At 37.1% G+C, this 16,374-nt stretch carries 14 protein-coding genes; 8 read left to right on the top strand and 6 right to left on the bottom strand.

The features are described from left to right. Positions 1 to 24: 24 nt before the first annotated feature. Together ACMAZI_RS10620 and ACMAZI_RS10615 are read right to left on the bottom strand one after the other, a co-directional pair. Positions 25 to 297 carry a hypothetical protein gene (locus ACMAZI_RS10620; RefSeq protein ID WP_115362007.1) on the bottom strand — a complete coding sequence of 91 codons (273 nt, stop codon included), beginning with the start codon at positions 295 to 297 and terminating at the stop codon, positions 25 to 27. A gap of 88 nt (positions 298 to 385) precedes the next feature. Further along, positions 386 to 1,063, bottom strand: coding sequence for a TetR/AcrR family transcriptional regulator (locus tag ACMAZI_RS10615; protein WP_115362008.1), 678 nt, complete (start codon positions 1,061 to 1,063; stop codon positions 386 to 388). A gap of 194 nt (positions 1,064 to 1,257) precedes the next feature. Between ACMAZI_RS10615 and ACMAZI_RS10610 the strand changes: the two genes are divergently transcribed. The 3 genes from ACMAZI_RS10610 to ACMAZI_RS10600 all read left to right on the top strand — a co-directional run bounded on the left by ACMAZI_RS10610 (position 1,258) and on the right by ACMAZI_RS10600 (position 4,840). Further along, on the top strand, positions 1,258 to 1,911 hold the full coding sequence (locus ACMAZI_RS10610; RefSeq protein WP_115362009.1) for a lysophospholipid acyltransferase family protein: 654 nt from the start codon (positions 1,258 to 1,260) through the stop codon (positions 1,909 to 1,911). Between the two features lie 149 nt (positions 1,912 to 2,060). After that, positions 2,061 to 3,773 (top strand): ABC transporter ATP-binding protein, encoded by a 1,713-nt coding sequence (locus ACMAZI_RS10605; protein ID WP_115362010.1) that lies wholly within the window; start codon positions 2,061 to 2,063, stop codon positions 3,771 to 3,773. A 98-nt stretch (positions 3,774 to 3,871) separates the two neighbouring features. Beyond that, positions 3,872 to 4,840: a YheT family hydrolase gene (locus tag ACMAZI_RS10600; protein WP_120404148.1), complete on the top strand. Its 969-nt coding sequence runs from the start codon at positions 3,872 to 3,874 to the stop codon at positions 4,838 to 4,840. 38 nt (positions 4,841 to 4,878) lie between these two features. Here the strand turns inward: ACMAZI_RS10600 and ACMAZI_RS10595 are convergent, their stop codons facing one another. After that, on the bottom strand, positions 4,879 to 6,027 hold the full coding sequence (locus tag ACMAZI_RS10595; protein WP_412474074.1) for a trypsin-like serine peptidase: 1,149 nt from the start codon (positions 6,025 to 6,027) through the stop codon (positions 4,879 to 4,881). Positions 6,028 to 6,242: 215 nt separating this feature from the next. Continuing rightward, the gene (locus ACMAZI_RS10590) at positions 6,243 to 7,172 is read right to left on the bottom strand and encodes a LysR substrate-binding domain-containing protein (protein WP_115362013.1); all 930 of its coding nucleotides are present in this window, start codon (positions 7,170 to 7,172) and stop codon (positions 6,243 to 6,245) included. Positions 7,173 to 7,242: 70 nt separating this feature from the next. Here ACMAZI_RS10590 and ACMAZI_RS10585 point away from each other — a divergent pair, with 70 nt between their 5' ends. The 5 genes from ACMAZI_RS10585 to ACMAZI_RS10565 all read left to right on the top strand — a co-directional run bounded on the left by ACMAZI_RS10585 (position 7,243) and on the right by ACMAZI_RS10565 (position 13,574). Next, positions 7,243 to 8,652 (top strand): sodium:solute symporter family protein, encoded by a 1,410-nt coding sequence (locus ACMAZI_RS10585; RefSeq protein ID WP_334678773.1) that lies wholly within the window; start codon positions 7,243 to 7,245, stop codon positions 8,650 to 8,652. Positions 8,653 to 8,723: 71 nt separating this feature from the next. Next, positions 8,724 to 11,048: an NADP-dependent malic enzyme gene (locus ACMAZI_RS10580; RefSeq protein ID WP_148666856.1), complete on the top strand. Its 2,325-nt coding sequence runs from the start codon at positions 8,724 to 8,726 to the stop codon at positions 11,046 to 11,048. A 14-nt stretch (positions 11,049 to 11,062) separates the two neighbouring features. Beyond that, positions 11,063 to 11,449, top strand: coding sequence for a Rid family detoxifying hydrolase (locus ACMAZI_RS10575; RefSeq protein WP_412474073.1), 387 nt, complete (start codon positions 11,063 to 11,065; stop codon positions 11,447 to 11,449). A gap of 8 nt (positions 11,450 to 11,457) precedes the next feature. Further along, the gene (locus ACMAZI_RS10570; RefSeq protein ID WP_115362019.1) at positions 11,458 to 12,096 is read left to right on the top strand and encodes a YdcF family protein; all 639 of its coding nucleotides are present in this window, start codon (positions 11,458 to 11,460) and stop codon (positions 12,094 to 12,096) included. A 20-nt stretch (positions 12,097 to 12,116) separates the two neighbouring features. Then, positions 12,117 to 13,574 carry a leucyl aminopeptidase family protein gene (locus tag ACMAZI_RS10565; RefSeq protein ID WP_120404144.1) on the top strand — a complete coding sequence of 486 codons (1,458 nt, stop codon included), beginning with the start codon at positions 12,117 to 12,119 and terminating at the stop codon, positions 13,572 to 13,574. 46 nt (positions 13,575 to 13,620) lie between these two features. Here ACMAZI_RS10565 and ACMAZI_RS10560 read toward each other — a convergent pair whose 3' ends face one another. Continuing rightward, a complete protein-coding gene (locus tag ACMAZI_RS10560) occupies positions 13,621 to 15,810 on the bottom strand; it encodes a RelA/SpoT family protein (protein WP_115362023.1) in 2,190 nt (729 codons plus the stop codon). Continuing rightward, positions 15,811 to 16,374 (bottom strand): guanylate kinase, encoded by a 564-nt coding sequence (gene gmk / locus ACMAZI_RS10555; protein WP_412475122.1) that lies wholly within the window; start codon positions 16,372 to 16,374, stop codon positions 15,811 to 15,813.

The following is a 16,374-nucleotide window of genomic DNA, read 5'->3' as shown; positions in this document are numbered from 1 at the left end:
GCCAAAACTGATTTTGTTCAGTGTTTAATAGTTATTCACCCCACTTTCAATATCTTCGATATTTTCTCCGCATATACGCAATGGAGCCTGACCATTATAGCTAAGAGGAATTGTCTCCAGTAGTGTCCCCACAGCATCATCTTCATCCAGATAGCCTCGACATTCTATTGAGTTATTTCCATAAGTAATAACTTTATAGGAATAGAAGCTGGCAGGTGCCCTTTCACGTAGCTCTGGAGTTTCTTGAATACACGAGAAAAGTATTATCAGTAATATTATCCACTTTGATTTGTTCATAAGGAGTTTATCGGTTTAATTCGAATGGTGAGGAGTTAAGAAAAAATGAAAAGGGAGCTTGTGGCCCCCTTTAAGAAAATCTGAATCGCTAAAAGTTACCTGTATTCGAACCTGAACCAAAGCCTTGACTTGAGTTTGCGCTGGCCTCTGAACTAGCTGAGCTAGAACCTAGTCCACCTAAAAGGTGTCGAGAAGTGAAACGTATATAATCAATACTTTCTTCTGCACCAAATGAAGAAGTGTAAGCATGAAAGCTTGATAGGAAGTGATGCCAAAGCATTCTTCTAAAACCTTCCTCTTCTTCTGTTCGAATAATTATTCCTGCACTTCTAAAAAGCGGTTGAACCCATCCCCAATAGAGATCAATAATCTGAGGAGTTAATCGTGCTCCAACTGAGTCCTTATCTGAGACATTCTTTGTGTTGTATGCCAAAGACAAGAATTCATCCGCTATATTCTTATGAATCATTAACTCTTGGAAGACCTCTTTGTAATTTGCTGTGAGGTTATCTGCATTTGACATCGACTCATCAACCTTGAATGGCCGTTGAGTAATTGCCGCGTTCAGATTCTCTCGAAATAAACTAAAGATAACGTCTTCTTTCGACTTAAAGTAATTATAGTAAGTTCCAATTCCCAATCCACACACCTGGGCCAATTCTCGCATTCCTACTTCATCGACCCCTTTTTGAGTAAATAATTCCATTGAGTTTTTTAGAATCATTTCTCTTGTTCGTTGTTTTTTAATCTCACGTAATCCTGCCATAACACCTCCTTCATGGTCAGCGTCGAACTAGCAGCTCCCGAGCGATTCAGTCGAGAACTCTTTCTATATTGATCATAGTCGATAGATGAATGACGCTCATCTTAATTAAGTTAAAAGATGGTAATTCATTGGTAAAAATTTAGTCAGAACACCTTCATATTTACGAAGTCGAGCTTTTTACCTATAATTTGCGAATGAAATTCCTACTTAAATTAGTTCCGACGTTAGTCTCTTGGTATTTACGATTTGTCAGACTGACTTCTAAGATAACTGTCTTAAATAAAGAAAATCTTGAAAAGGCCAAGAGCATGAGCAAGCATGGCAATTATGCTCTCGCTGCTTGGCATGAACACTATCCTACAAGTGTAATTAGTGAGATTGATACAGGCATGATTGTCATGGCCTCGAAATCAAAAGATGGAACACTTGCAGCAGATACCGTTATGAAATTAGGCTTTACTCCAACGCGAGGAAGTTCATCACGAGGCGGTGCCCAGGCCCTCGAGTCCATGATCAGTCAAATTTCGCAAACTAGTCTTTGCGCTGCAATTACGGTGGACGGGCCGCGAGGACCTCGCCACAAACCAAAACGAGGAATAGTTCACGTTAGTCACGAATGTGAAATACCAATACTTCCAATTCAATGTGTTTCCAGTAGACATATCTGCTTTGAAAAAAGCTGGGATAAGACGAAGCTTCCAAAGCCATTTGGTCATATCTACATCAATTACGGTGAACCTTTTTTCGCAAAGGGTCTAAATAAAGAAGACCTCATTAAGTATTCTGAGCAGATTGTCGCATCGCAAGAGCTACTAACTAAAGAAAATCGTCTATACGTCGACTTCTAAGTACCTAAATATACGTAATTAAATCAGAGTTTTTGATGAATTAAGTCGTGAAATTATGTGTCGGAAGTGGTAGAAATTTAAGTTAGTATTAAGAGTTCAATAAGAATACATTATATAAATACTTATTAAATATCAGAAAGTGAGATGTTATGGCAGAAAAGTTGCTTGAAATTAAGAACCTAACAGTTGAATTTCAAACTGAAGATGAATCAGTAAAGGCCGTCAAAAGCCTCAACCTATCAATTCCAAAAGGAAAAACTGTTGGACTTGTTGGTGAGTCAGGGTCTGGTAAATCTGTTACTTCCCTTGCAATCATGGGCCTAATCCCTAATCCTCCAGGTCGTATCAGCGAAGGTGAAATCCTTTATCATGGTGAAGACCTAACAAAAGTTTCAAATGAAAGACTTAGACAACTTCGTGGAAATAAGATCGCAATGATCTTCCAAGAGCCTATGACTTCATTAAACCCAGTTTTTACAACTGGTAACCAAATTGATGAAGTACTAATGCTTCACCAAGGGATGAATAAAGAAGAAGCTCGCAAGAGAACAATCGAATTATATGAAGAAGTTGGTATTCCTGAGCCTAAAGAATCAGTAAATAAATATCCTCACCAAATGTCAGGTGGTCAAAAGCAACGTGTAATGATTGCAATGGCAATGGCATGTGAGCCAGAACTTCTAATTTGTGATGAGCCTACAACAGCTCTTGACGTTACAATCCAAAAGCAAGTTCTTGAACTAATGTTTGATCTACAAAGAAAGCACGGAATGAGTATGCTATTCATTACTCACGACCTTGCTGTTATTGCAGATATTGCAGATGAAGTTGCCGTAATGTTTAGAGGTGATCTTGTTGAGCAAAACACTACGAAAGCACTATTTGAAAATCCACAACACCCATATACAAAAGGTCTCCTAGCTTGTCGTCCAAGTCTTGATGAAAACCCAGTTAGACTTCTAACTGTTGATGACTTCTTAAATGCAAAAGAAGATATTGATGTTTCATCACTTGAAATGAAGAAGCCAAGAGCAATTAGCGAAACAGAAAACCCAGTACTTCTTGAAATCAAAAACTTCAATAAGCACTTTCCAATTAAAGGTGGAATCTTTGGGCGTACTGTTGATTGGTTCAAGGCCGTTGATGATGTAAGTCTTCAGGTTAGAAAAGGTCGTACCCTAGGACTTGTTGGTGAGTCTGGTTGTGGAAAGACTACTCTTGGGCGTTCAATTCTTAGACTTCTGGAGCCAACAGCTGGTGAAGTTATCTATGATGGAATTAACGTTACAAACTTAAATAAAAAAGAAATGAGAGAAATTAGAGAGAGAATGCAAATCATTTTCCAAGATCCATACTCATCTCTTAATCCACGTATGACTATTGGTGATATCATTACTGAGCCAATGGTAATTCACGGTATTGGTTCAACAAAGAGAGAAAGATATGATGTTGCGGCCGACCTTCTTGAAAAAGTTGGTCTTAAAGGTGATCACCTTAACCGTTACCCACACGAGTTCTCTGGTGGACAACGTCAAAGAATTTGTATCGCACGTGCTCTATCACTTAAGCCAGAATTTATCATCTGTGATGAGTCGGTATCAGCACTAGACGTATCAGTTCAGGCACAAGTACTTAACCTACTTCAAGACCTTCAAGATGAGCTAGGTCTTACATATATCTTCATTTCACACGACCTATCTGTTGTTAAGTATATCTCAGATGAAATTGGTGTTATGAACAAAGGTCAAATTGTAGAATATGGTCCAGCTGAAGAAGTTTACCATAATCCAAAAGACGAATACACGAAGAAGCTTCTTAGCGCGATCCCTAGAGGGGTTCCTAAAGAGCTACTTCAAGAATAAAAGAAAGTTAAAGTTTAGTTCATAAAAAGAAAGGAGGCACAATGCCTCCTTTTTTTTATTGAGACATTTCGTATATAATAAGTTGATGGAGGTTATATATGCCAGTCATTCAATCTGAATATCAATGTCATCAATCTCTTAAGAATGGCCATATTCAAACATTGATTCCATTCTTTATCCGATGGGGTAAGCCACATGAGCTCCTCACTCGTACCTTAACAACTCCCGATGGAGACTTCTTACGCTATTACGTCTCCAAAGCAGAAAATCCATTAAATCATGTCATTATCATTAGTCATGGCCTAGAAGGCAACGGTCGAGATCGCTATATCATCGATATGAAGAAGAAGTTTACGGCCCAAGGTTATGATGTCATCTCATGGGATATGCGATCTTGTGGAGGAAAACTCAATCGTACGAAAAAGTTTTATAACGCCAAGGACTTTAAAGACCTCGAATTTTTAATTGAAAATATTGCTGATGACTATGAGAAAGTTTCTTTAATGGGAATTAGTCTTGGTGGGGCGATTACAACAAATTACTTAGGAAGAAATTGCGATAACGTTCATCCTAAAGTCTATCGTGCCTTTATTCTTTCCTCACCACTTGATTTAAATGCAAGTAACAAGAAATTGAGAACTGAATTTTCGCGATTTATCTATCGCCATGCATTTGTCTACTCAATGAGAAAGAAGGTTATTGAAAAAGCCAAGGTAATGGATCTTCCTGTGGATCTAAATAAAGTAAGAAAGATTAAACATATTGATGAGTTTGATGACTATGTAACAGCTCCATTATATGGCTATCGAAATGGCGAGGATTATCGCTCTCAAGCCTCACCACTTGCCCATTTAGAAAAAATAAAAATACCATTTTATATTCTAAATGCTTATGATGATCCATTTCTATCAAAGGAAAGCTATCCCTTTAAATTAGCCAAAGAAAAAGAGAATATATTTCTTGAAGTGCCAAAACATGGTGGGCACGTGGGGTTTGTGAAGTCTTTTCGAGATGAATACTATTGGTATGAATTGAGAATCTTAGAATTTTTAAAAATGAAAATATAAAAAAAGCCTCCATGATGGAGGCTTTTGTAACTAATTTTTTACTTCTTAAATTTCACTTCGTATTCTGCTGTCGCTCCTCTATAACCATAAACTTTTATATAATAAGCTTTACTTGTTGAAACACGTAATCTTACTCGTTCATCATCTGTTGAAGACTGCTTGCGGCTTACAACTTTAAATGATCCACCTACTTTCTTATAGACAACGAAGTCTAAGTCACCTTGAGCATGAGAGAACTTGATTTCAAAATCCAATACCTCACCTGCTTTCATTTCTACTTTATAAAAATCCATCTCTTGTGAGCTCTCGATTTCAGCTTTAAATGAATCTCCCGACTCTAATTTTGCAGCTGTTTCAAATGTATTATTATCTTGTGATGGAGTTGTTGAACCATCATCACTACTATCACCACTATCAGCTAAGACTGAAGGAAAGTTTGCTTGCATATGAGGTACAATTTTACTCATTGGTACTGCGGCATTCTTGATGCCTCGCCCAGTCCATCCTCCTCCGTAACCAGCATGGTGGATAGCAAAGACCTTATCTGAGTCAGCGTTAAATACTGGAGATCCTGATGAGCCGCCTAAAGTATCAGCATCATAGAATACATCTGTTTCAACTCCGACAACCTTTCCTTCTGATACTTTCTTATTCCAGTTACAATTGTAATCAGAATAGTAGTCACAATTTTGTTGGATGATATAGATACTATCTCCTTCAACAGCTTGAGTTGTCTCTAAAGTAACTTTTCCATATCTCTGTCCAGGACTTCCTTCACATTTAACTAAGGCATAATCTAAAGTTACATCATTTCCGATAAACTCATTACACTTAACCTCTGCATATTCTGACTCAGGCACTCCTTTCTCATGCTTCATAAATACTTTCATCCCAACAACATCTGATGCACTTCCAACACAGTGCTCATTAGTCATTAGAACATCATCTGAAACAAAGAAACCTGTACATCTTCCACCATTTGCAAATTGCACATCGGCCACGGCCTTCGAATTCTTTCTGATCTCCGATTCAGAATCAAAAGTCGTAACTTCTACCCAATCAACTTCTCCTACAATAATTGATCCCGTCATTGAAGTTGCACTACCTGCAGGAACTGAATCTCCACATGAGACCGTTAAAAATGTGGACATTACGACTAAAAAAACCATGTAACCTTTCACTGACATACCCTCTCCTCAAATCTTCCTGTTTGAACTCACTCCAGATTCCCCTAATGAATCTGTTGATTAGGTAAGTTATAGAAAAATTGAAGCTAAATAAGAATGGCCATGGAGTTTCAGGAAGTTAAAAAGGCCCAAAGTTAAGCAAATGTAAGAAAAGTTACATATATTACACCCGCTACACATAAGAAATAGGTGCAAAATGATCCCTCTATGATGATTTAATCAATTGGAACTATTTCAACATCTGTATTTTTGTAACTTTTTAACTCTTTTGGAATAAGTTTTAGAATAGTTTCTTCAATAGCATCAATTACTTTCTCTTTATAGAAGATACGACTATAGGCAATAGAAACTTCACGTGTCGGAACTGGTTGTTTAAATGGACGAACCATTTTCTTGCGTGCACCAGTTATATCTTGGACATCAAGATGAGGAATAATAGTGTAACCACTATCCTTTGCCACAAGATTCTTTATCGTCTCTAAAGAGCCACTTTCAAAATGCTGAAAGCCTTTTACTTTCTTACATAGATTTAAAACTTGGCCTCTTAGACAATGACCTTCTTGTAGAAGCCACAGGCCATCTTTATCAAGGTCTGAAAAGTCTAATTGGGTCTTGTGGTAAAGTTCATGATCTTTTGAAATGAAACCATATAGTGGCTCATAAAATAATACTCTTTCAATAATTTGATTATTATGAAGAGGAGTGACTAGAAGACCAGCATCAAGCTCATCACGGTCTAATTTATCAATAATCTCTTCAGTTGTTCGCTCTTCAATAATGAGATCAACTTTAGGAAACTCTTTCATAAAACGACTCAAAAAAAGAGGAACGAGATATGGTGCAAGAGTCGGGATAACACCTAATTTAAACTCACCTTCAATTCCAACGATTGGATCACTGGCAATATCTTTTAATTTTTTAAACTCTCTTGTAACAACTCTTGCTTGAGTAATAAAGATCTCACCTTCAATTGTTGGTACAATAGGATTCTTAGAGCGATCAAATATAACAAAACCCAAACTATCTTCGAGCTTCTGGATTTGCATACTTAAAGTTGGTTGTGAAACATGGCATTCTTCAGAAGCTTTTCTGAAGTGGCGGTGTTTATCAACAGCAAGTACGTATTCCAGTTGTGTTATTGTCATAACAAAAAGTCTCCGAAAGAGTTGATTTATAGAATCTATATTATATCATACTTCCATAAGCGGAGCCTATATGCAAAATAAAATTAATCTCTTAGAGAGCCTCTCTACTTTAGATTTATTTATCTTTTTTTCAATACTTGGAATTACAATAGCAAGTGTAATCTACGGTCAGTACCGTATGAATAAAACAAATGAAAAGGAAACTTTTCTCGACCTCTTAATCATGGGAAGACGATTAACACTTCCTCTTTTTATTGCAACTTTAGTAGCAACTTGGTACGGAGGGATTTTTGGGGTTACTGAAATCGCCTTTAATCAGGGGATTTACAACTTTGTTACTCAAGGGGTGTTTTGGTATGTCGCCTATATTATCTTCGCTCTATTTCTTATTCATAAAATTGAACCATATCGTGCCGTAACACTTCCAGACCTGGTAGGAAAAATGTTTGGGCCAAAGTCTGCAAAGATCACAGCAATCTTTAACTTCTTCAATGTTATTCCTATTGCATATGCAATTAGTTTAGGGATTTTTATTCAGCTACTCTTTGGAGGCAGCTTATTTGCCAATACAGCAATAGGCGTAAGCTTTGTTGTTCTCTATTCAATGTGGGGAGGACTTCGCTCCGTTGTTTACTCAGACTTAATTCAGTTCTTTGTAATGTGTGCAGCAGTCTTACTTGTTCTCGTTTTTTCAATATTTGAATTTGGTGGAATAAGCTTTTTGAAGGCCAATCTCCCTGAAAGCTACTGGAGCTTAACTGGTAAGAACTCACTTGCAACGACATTTGTCTGGGGATTCATTGCTCTTTCAACTTTAGTTGATCCAAACTTTTATCAAAGATGTTTTTCTGCTGTTAATGGAAAGGTTTCTAAAAAAGGTATACTTATCTCAACTGCCATTTGGTTTTGCTTTGATATTTGTACAACATTCGGTGCAATGTATGCCAAGGCCGTCATTCCAGATACAGAAAGCTCACAAGCATACTTAACTTATGCCGTACAAATTCTTCCTCACGGACTTAAAGGTTTTCTACTTGCAGGAATTATTGCAACAATTCTATCAACCCTGGACTCATATCTATTTATAGCAGGTACAAATTTAGCTTACGATCTAGCGCCAAAAAAGCTTCGCGGTCGAGTTTGGATTCACCATTTTGGTGTTATTTTTGTTGGCGTATTAACAGTAATTATGTCCGTTTATTTTCAAGGAAATATAAAATCTGTTTGGAAAACATTAGGCTCTTTTTCTGCCTCGTGTCTACTGCTTCCAGTCATGTTTGGACACCTATTTCCAAAGAAAATCTCCGACAACCAATTTGTGACGGCATGTATAGCAGGAGTCATCACTACTGCAACGTGGCGACATATACCAAAAACTGGCTTCTACCAAAATATAGATGAGCTGTATATGGGTATTGTTGCAACTAGTCTAACACTGATTTCTTACCACCTAATTAGGGATAAAAAACTGGTCGGATAACTGTCAAAATTGTATCCTAGGGACTTAATTTTATATGCTTTTAAGTATGATTTTAAGTCAAAGGAATACATATGTCGGAAACAAAAACTGATAAGGCGCAAGTGGACGCGCAAAAAATTCAAAAGGCCCTTGATTATCACTCAATGGGTAAACCAGGTAAAATTGAAGTTATTGCAACGAAGCCATGTTTAACTGCTTCGGATCTAACTAAAGCATACTCACCAGGTGTTGCTCATCCATGTCTAGAAATTGCAAAAAACCCAGATGATGTTTACAAGTACACTGCAAAAGGAAACCTTGTTGCTGTTGTATCAAATGGTTCAGCGGTTTTAGGTCTTGGAAATATTGGACCTGCAGCTGGTAAGCCAGTAATGGAAGGTAAAGGTATTCTATTCAAGCGTTTTGCCGACATCGATGTATTCGACATTGAAGTAGATGAGACTTCTGTTGAAGGAATGGTAAACGTTGTAAAGTCACTTGAACCAACTTTTGGTGGGATCAACCTAGAAGACATCAAAGCTCCTGAGTGTTTTGAAATTGAAAAACAATTAATAGAAAAAATGGATATTCCAGTATTCCATGATGACCAACACGGGACTGCAATTATTGCAGCAGCTGGTTTCATCAATGCCCTAGAATTATCTGGAAAGAAAATCGAAGATGTAAAAGTTGTCTTCTCTGGTGCAGGTGCCGCTTCAATGGCATGTGCAAATATCTTCTTCGCTCTTGGTGTAAAAAACGAAAACTTGATGATGACAGACTCTCGCGGTGTTATCTACAAGGGCCGTAAAGACGGAATGAACGAATACAAAGAAAAGTACGCAATTGATACCGATGCAAGAACGCTTGGCGATGCCATGAATAATGCTGATGTATTTATTGGTTGTTCAGCAAAAGGTGTTTTAACAAAAGACATGGTTAAAACAATGGCCTCTAATCCAATTATCTTTGCAATGGCCAATCCAGACCCAGAAATTCTTCCAAGTGAAGTTGAAGAAGTTCGCGATGACGCTATTATGGCAACGGGACGCTCAGACTTCCCTAACCAAGTTAATAATGTTTTAGGTTTCCCTTCAATCTTTAGGGGGGCCCTTGATGTTCGCGCTAAGAAAATTAATGAAGAGATGAAACTAGCTGCTGTCTATGCTCTAGCAAATCTTGCAAAAGAAGAAGTTCCTGATGAAGTTAAATTAGCTTATCAAGGTGAAGACTTTAAATATGGAAGAAATTACATCATTCCAAAGCCATTTGATACAAGAGTTCTCACAAAGCTTGCACCAGCAGTTGCAAAAGCAGCAATGGATACAGGTGTTGCAAGAACAAATATTACAGATCTTCAAGAGTATTCAGAGCACCTAGCAAGTCGTCTATCGGCATCTGGTGCATTTATGAAAACTGTTCGAGATCGTCTTGCTTCACAAATTAAAGCTCGTGATGGAAAGAAAATTAAGATGGTATTTGCAGAAGGTGTTAATACGAGAATTCTTCATGTTGCTAAAACACTAGCAGAAGGTGATGCAATTCAACCAATCCTTCTTGGTCACCCAGATGATATTAGAGCTAAGATTAAATCACTCAACCTTGATGATGTTCTTGATGATAGCATCGAAATTATTCGCCCACGTAAAGCTCCAAACTTCAAAGAGTTCTACACTGAATATTGTGAAATGAAACAAAGAGAAGGTGTCTCTCTAAATGCAGCTGAAGACTTAATGATTCAAGAGAATTACTATGGATCAATGATGGTTAAAAAAGGTCTAGCAGATACATTTATTGCTGGTCCAAGTCTTAACTATAGTGACTGTCTAAAGCCAGCTTTAAGCGTAATCGGTGCACAGCCAGGAAAGAAGGCAGCCGGTGTCTTTATTCTAGTATTTAAAGACCGTGTTCTATTCCTAGCAGACACTACAGTTCAACCTGATCCTTCAGCAGAAGATCTTGTGGAGATTGCAAAGTCGACTCAGCACTTATACAAGTCTTTAATGAGAAGAGAGCCAAGAATTGCATTCTTAAGTTACTCTAACTTTGGTGACTCAAAACTTCCTGATGCAAGAAAAATGAAAAACGCAACGAAGATGGCAAAAGAGAAGTACCCTGAATTAATTATTGAAGGGGAAATGCAGGCCGACGTTGCAGTTAATGAAAATATTATGAATCACCTATTTGATTTCAGTAAGCTTGGTGGTTCTGCAGATATCCTTATCTTCCCAGAACTCAACTCAGCAAATATTTCATATAAGTTACTTGCACAATTAAGTGAAGCTTCAGCAATTGGACCAATTCTTGCTCCAATGAATCAAACAGTTAATATCATTCAAAGAACTGCTTCGATTAAAGAAATTGTTGACTCTTGTCGCTTAACAGCTCTAAGAGCACTTGAAGAACCGAAACACTAATAAAAGGATCTAATATGAGTTTTAAAAAGAATATAATCTCAACAGATAAAGCACCAAGTGCAGTAGGTACTTACTCACAAGGTGTCGAATTCAATGGCGTTTTCTACTTCTCAGGACAAATTGGAATTGATCCAGCTGACGGAGTTCTTAAAGAAGGATTTGTTCCACAGCTTGATCAAATCATGAAAAATATAGACGGCCTTTTAGAGTCTCAAGACCTTACAAGAGAAAATATTATTAAAACGACAATCTTCGTTACAGACCTTGCAAACTTCGGTGAAGTAAATGCTGCTTATGAAAAGTATTTTACAGCGCCGTATCCAGCAAGAAGCTGTGTACAAGCAGCAGCTCTTCCAAAAGATGCAGTTGTTGAAATTGAAGTTATTGCTGCAAAAAACTAGTTTAATATATGTTTGATAAGAAGTATGTATTCGAGACCACAGAGACAAGATTTTGGAGAAAGGCAACGAGCCTTTTCTTCAAAGTCTTATTTGTTTTCCTCGGATACTCACTTCTTTCTTATATCCTCATACTCTACTCACAAAACGAAAACGTAAAAACTAAAGAGACCTTCTTTAAAAAGAGGCCTGACCTTATTGCCGTCTTCACTGGTGATCGCGGACGAATTCAAGAGGCCATAAAACTAGCTAAAGAATACAATCAAGAAAATATTCTGATCTCAGGTGTTCACACAAATAATAATGTAAATATCCTAGTTAGAACTCATGATATTACAGATGAAATTAATCATGACTTTCTTGATATTGATTATAATGCGAGAAATACCCTGGAAAACGTTCTTGAGACACTACAGGCCTTACGTAAGAAGAGTAATATTGAAACTGTTTTAATCGTTTCTCACGATTATCACATCCTTAGAATCAAATCGATTCTAAACTACAGAAGAAGAGAAACTGATAATTACCAATTCTATTACTGGGGGGTCAAGTCTGATCTCGCATCTTTTAGAAGTCTAAAAATCATCTACAAAGAAGTATTTAAATACTTCAGAACACTTACTTACTTAGCTCTTGCAAGTAAAGATTAAAAAATACAAAGGGAGGAATAATGAATATCGTTCCATCAATTATGGCAACTAAGAAAAGTGCCGCAAAAAACCTACGTTCAACAGTAACAAAAGTTTATCTTCTAACTACTGAAGCTCTTAAAGACAGTAAAATTACTCATTCAGAAAGTATTCCAGAATGGATTATTGAGAGAATTGGAGATGAGAAAGAAGTTAGTATCCTTGGTAGTGAAGGACCAATTATCTTTAAGGTTATCGACACTCAAAACCAAGAAGATCAACACTATAACCTCATTGCTGACAGCAATTACTCTATTGCCAGAGAGGCCCTAGGCTCTCTTGTTGGAAGCATTAAGAAAGAGCGCTCTAAGAAAGTTGAAATCAATTTCTTTGGATTAGATGAAGAAATGGTAACTGGTGCAATCGTTGGTTTAGAACTTGCGCTATATCGTTACAACGAAGAGTTAAGTCATGGCTCAATTACATTCCTAGATGATGGGAAGAAAGTTAAAAAATCAATTGCTGATAAAGCACTGGCCATTGCTCAGTCAATTAATACAGCAAGACACCTAGTAAACCTTCCAGCAAACTTACTTAACCCAGTAACTTATACAAATGCTGTAAAGAAACACTTTGCAAAGTCTTCAACAATGAAAGTCGTTGTCTACGATGAAAAGAAGTTAGAAAAAGAAAAGTGCGGTCTAATCCTAAGTGTTGGACAAGCTGCTGCAAATCCTCCAAGAATTGTTCATTTAAAATATAGGCCAGCAGGAGCAAAGGGAAAACCTACTGCAATCGTTGGAAAAGGTATCACTTTTGATAGTGGTGGACTTAATGTTAAAAGTGGCGCCGGTATGGGTGTTATGAAAAAAGACATGGGTGGATCAGCAACAGTTATGGGCTTTGCTACATGGCTTGAGAATTCAGGAGTTAAAAAGAAAGTTGATATCTATCTAGCTCTTGCAGAAAATGCAATTAATGAGCACGCTTCTCGTCCAGGAGATATCTACACTTCTCGTAATGGACTTAAAGTCGAAATTGGAAACACTGATGCAGAAGGAAGACTAGCTCTTGCAGATGCAATGGATATTGCAATCACTCAAAAAGAAAAACCTGAAGTACTTATCGACTTCGCGACTCTTACAGGTGCAGCAAAAGTTTCAATGGGTGATTTTGTTACAAGCATGTTTGCAAATGATGATGAACTCGCTGATAAGCTTTTAAGAGCATCACAAGCAAATGGTGATCTTTCGTGGCGTATGCCTCTTTACCGCCCATATTATAAAGGATTCAAATCGAATTTTGCTGATATGAATAATATGTCTAAGGTTAAAGGTGGCTCAATTGGTGCTGCTCTTTTCCTAGAAAAGTTCATTGGTGATACAAAGTGGGCACACTTTGATATCTTCGGATGGACATCAGGATTTAGGCCATCACTTGTTCAACAAGGTGGATCTGGTCAAGGTGTTGAAACGCTAATTGGATATTTTAAAAATTAGGTATAAAAAAAGCAGGCTTATGGCCTGCTTTTTTATCTTAAAAGGGCTAGCCCCTTGTAACAGAAATTACAGCATCTAAGGCCTCAAGACCCGAGATGGTCTTTAAAAGTTCAGAATAATCTTTTACTTCAATTTCAAAAACTAAACTTCCCTTTCTATCTTGCGTTGACCTTGCAACAGCAGAGCGAATATTAACCCCTAAGTTACCAAGCTCTTTTGAGATCATCGAAAGAATACCTGGACGATCATGTGTTAGAACTCTGATATTTACAGGATGCTTAAAGCTGAAATTCTCATTCCATTCTACAGCTATTTGTCTTCCAACATCACCAACATCATAACGTGTACAATCTGAGCGGTGAATTGTAATCCCTCGTCCTCTAGTGATATAACCAATAATCGGATCACCTGGAATTGGATTACAACAACGGGCCATTCTAACCATTAAATCATCAAGGCCATCAACGATAACTGCATTATCTTTATGGGCACGTCTCTTTGCCGTTTTAGAAATTGTCGTAGAAAGAGTATCAATCTCTTTCTTCTTTGTTTCGTCTTTATCGTGATCATCTTTTAGGCCAGGAATACATTCAATAACCTTATCAACGTGAAGCTTACCTGCTCCAACGTTATTGTAGATTTCACTAAAAGTTTTTATATTAGAAAGCTTCTCTTTCGCATTATCTAATTCATTTCTTTTAAGAACCGCTTTTAAGCTTGTTCCTAGAACTTTAAATGCTTTATCTAAAGTTTCTTTACCAACTTCAATATTTCTTTCACGTTCAGCTTTTAAAAGATAAGATTTGATCTTGGCCTTAGCCTTTGATGATCTTACAATATTAAGCCAGTCTTTATTTGGTGTTTGAGTCTTAGAAGTTAGAATCTCAATTGTATCCCCAGACCTTAGAGAATATTTTAGAGGAACCATTCTTCCGTTTACTTTTGCACCAACACAGCGATTTCCGATATCAGTGTGTACACGATAAGCAAAATCTAGTGGTGTCGCATTATCCTGTAGTTCGAAAACATCACCATTTGGAGTAAAGACAAAGACTCCACCGACATCTAAGTCGTTTTTAACATGTGACATGAATTCAGAACTATTATCTGTATCTTTATTATACTCAAGAAGTTCTTGTACCCAATCAAGCTTAGTTTTACCTGATGAGACACCCTCTTTGTACTTCCAGTGGGCCGCAATCCCTCGTTCAGCAACTTCGTGCATTTCCTGGGTACGAATTTGAATTTCAATTCTCTCTGCCTTAGGCCCGACAACTGTCGTGTGAAGAGATTGATAATTGTTAACTTTTGGAATAGCGATATAGTCTTTAAAACGACCAGGAATTGGAGTAAAGGCCGAGTGAATAATTCCAAGGGCCTTATAACACTCAGTGATATTATTTACGATAATTCTAAAAGCTAGGATATCGTGGATTTGTTCAAAATCGACACCACGAGAAACCATCTTCTTATAAATTGAATAAAAGTGCTTTGAGCGTCCTGTGATATCGGCCCTTACAGAATACTCAAATAGCTTTTCTGTAACAACACCTATCGTTTCACCAATATAATTTTCACGTTCAGACTTCTTCATCGCAACTTTTTCAGCTAAGCGATAATATACATCTGGATGTAGATAGCGAAGACAGATATCTTCAAGTTCAATCTTAACTGAGTTAATACCGAGTCTTGAAGCTAATGGAACATAAATATCCAGAGTTTCTTCAGCTATTCTTTTTTGCTTTTCTTCACGCACATATTGAAGTGTTTTCATATTGTGCATTCTATCTGCAAGCTTAACAATAATAACCCTTAAGTCCTGGGCCATTGCTACAACCATCTTACGAAAGTTTTCTGCTTGAGATTGTTCCTTTGACTTAAATTTCATTTTTGAAATCTTTGTCAAGCCAACAACAATTTGTGCAATCTCTGTCGTAAACTCTTTTTCAATCTCTTCTGGTGTTACATTACAATCCTCTACAACATCGTGTAAAAGACCTGCAATGATAGTATCCAAATCCATGTGTAACTTAACTAAAGTAGCTGCTACATTTAATGGATGAATAATATACTTTTCACCAGAGCTTCGCATTTGCCCTTCATGTGATTTTTCAGCAAAGAGATACGCTTTTCTCAATAGAGTAAAGTTCGCGTCGGGATAATAGGCTTCGACACGTCGACAAAGTTCATCAATATTTAATTCACGCTCGTGAGTGAAATCAAGTTGCTGGTACATTTATCTAAGGATTCCTTCAAAAATATCTTTTAAGTCTACATATGCTTTTTCTAATTCGTCATTTACGACAAGATAGTCATAGTCATCTTTACGAAGTAATTCTCTCTTCGCATTTTCAAGACGAATATTAAGACTCTCCTCTGTCTCAGTCCCTCTACCTCTTAGCCTATTTTCTAAAGCTTCAACGCTAGGTGGAGCAATAAAGATTACTCTTGCGCGATCTCCAAAGTATTCTTTAAAAGAATCAGTTCCTTGAATATCAAGATCAAAAAGTAAGTTGTGACCTTTTGAAATCTCATCTTCAACAAACTTCTTTGAAGTACCATAATAATTCCCGTGAACCTTGGCCCATTCTAGAAATTCATCATTTTCTTTACGATCAAGAAACTCTTGTTCTGAGATGAAATTATAATGCTGTCCATTGATTTCACCTTCTCGTGCTTTACGAGTTGTAAACGACACAGATTCAAGTAAATCAAGAAACTCCGCTTTAATTCTCTTTATAAGCGTCGATTTACCTGAGCCCGATGGAGCAACAATTACGATTATCTTTCCTTTATTCAT

The sequence above is a fragment of the Halobacteriovorax sp. YZS-3-1 genome (genome assembly GCF_047084945.1).
Lineage (GTDB): Bacteria > Bdellovibrionota > Bacteriovoracia > Bacteriovoracales > Bacteriovoracaceae > Halobacteriovorax_A > Halobacteriovorax_A vibrionivorans.
The sequence above is the reverse complement of the archived record's forward strand: the minus strand, read 5'-3'. Positions and strand labels throughout refer to the sequence as shown.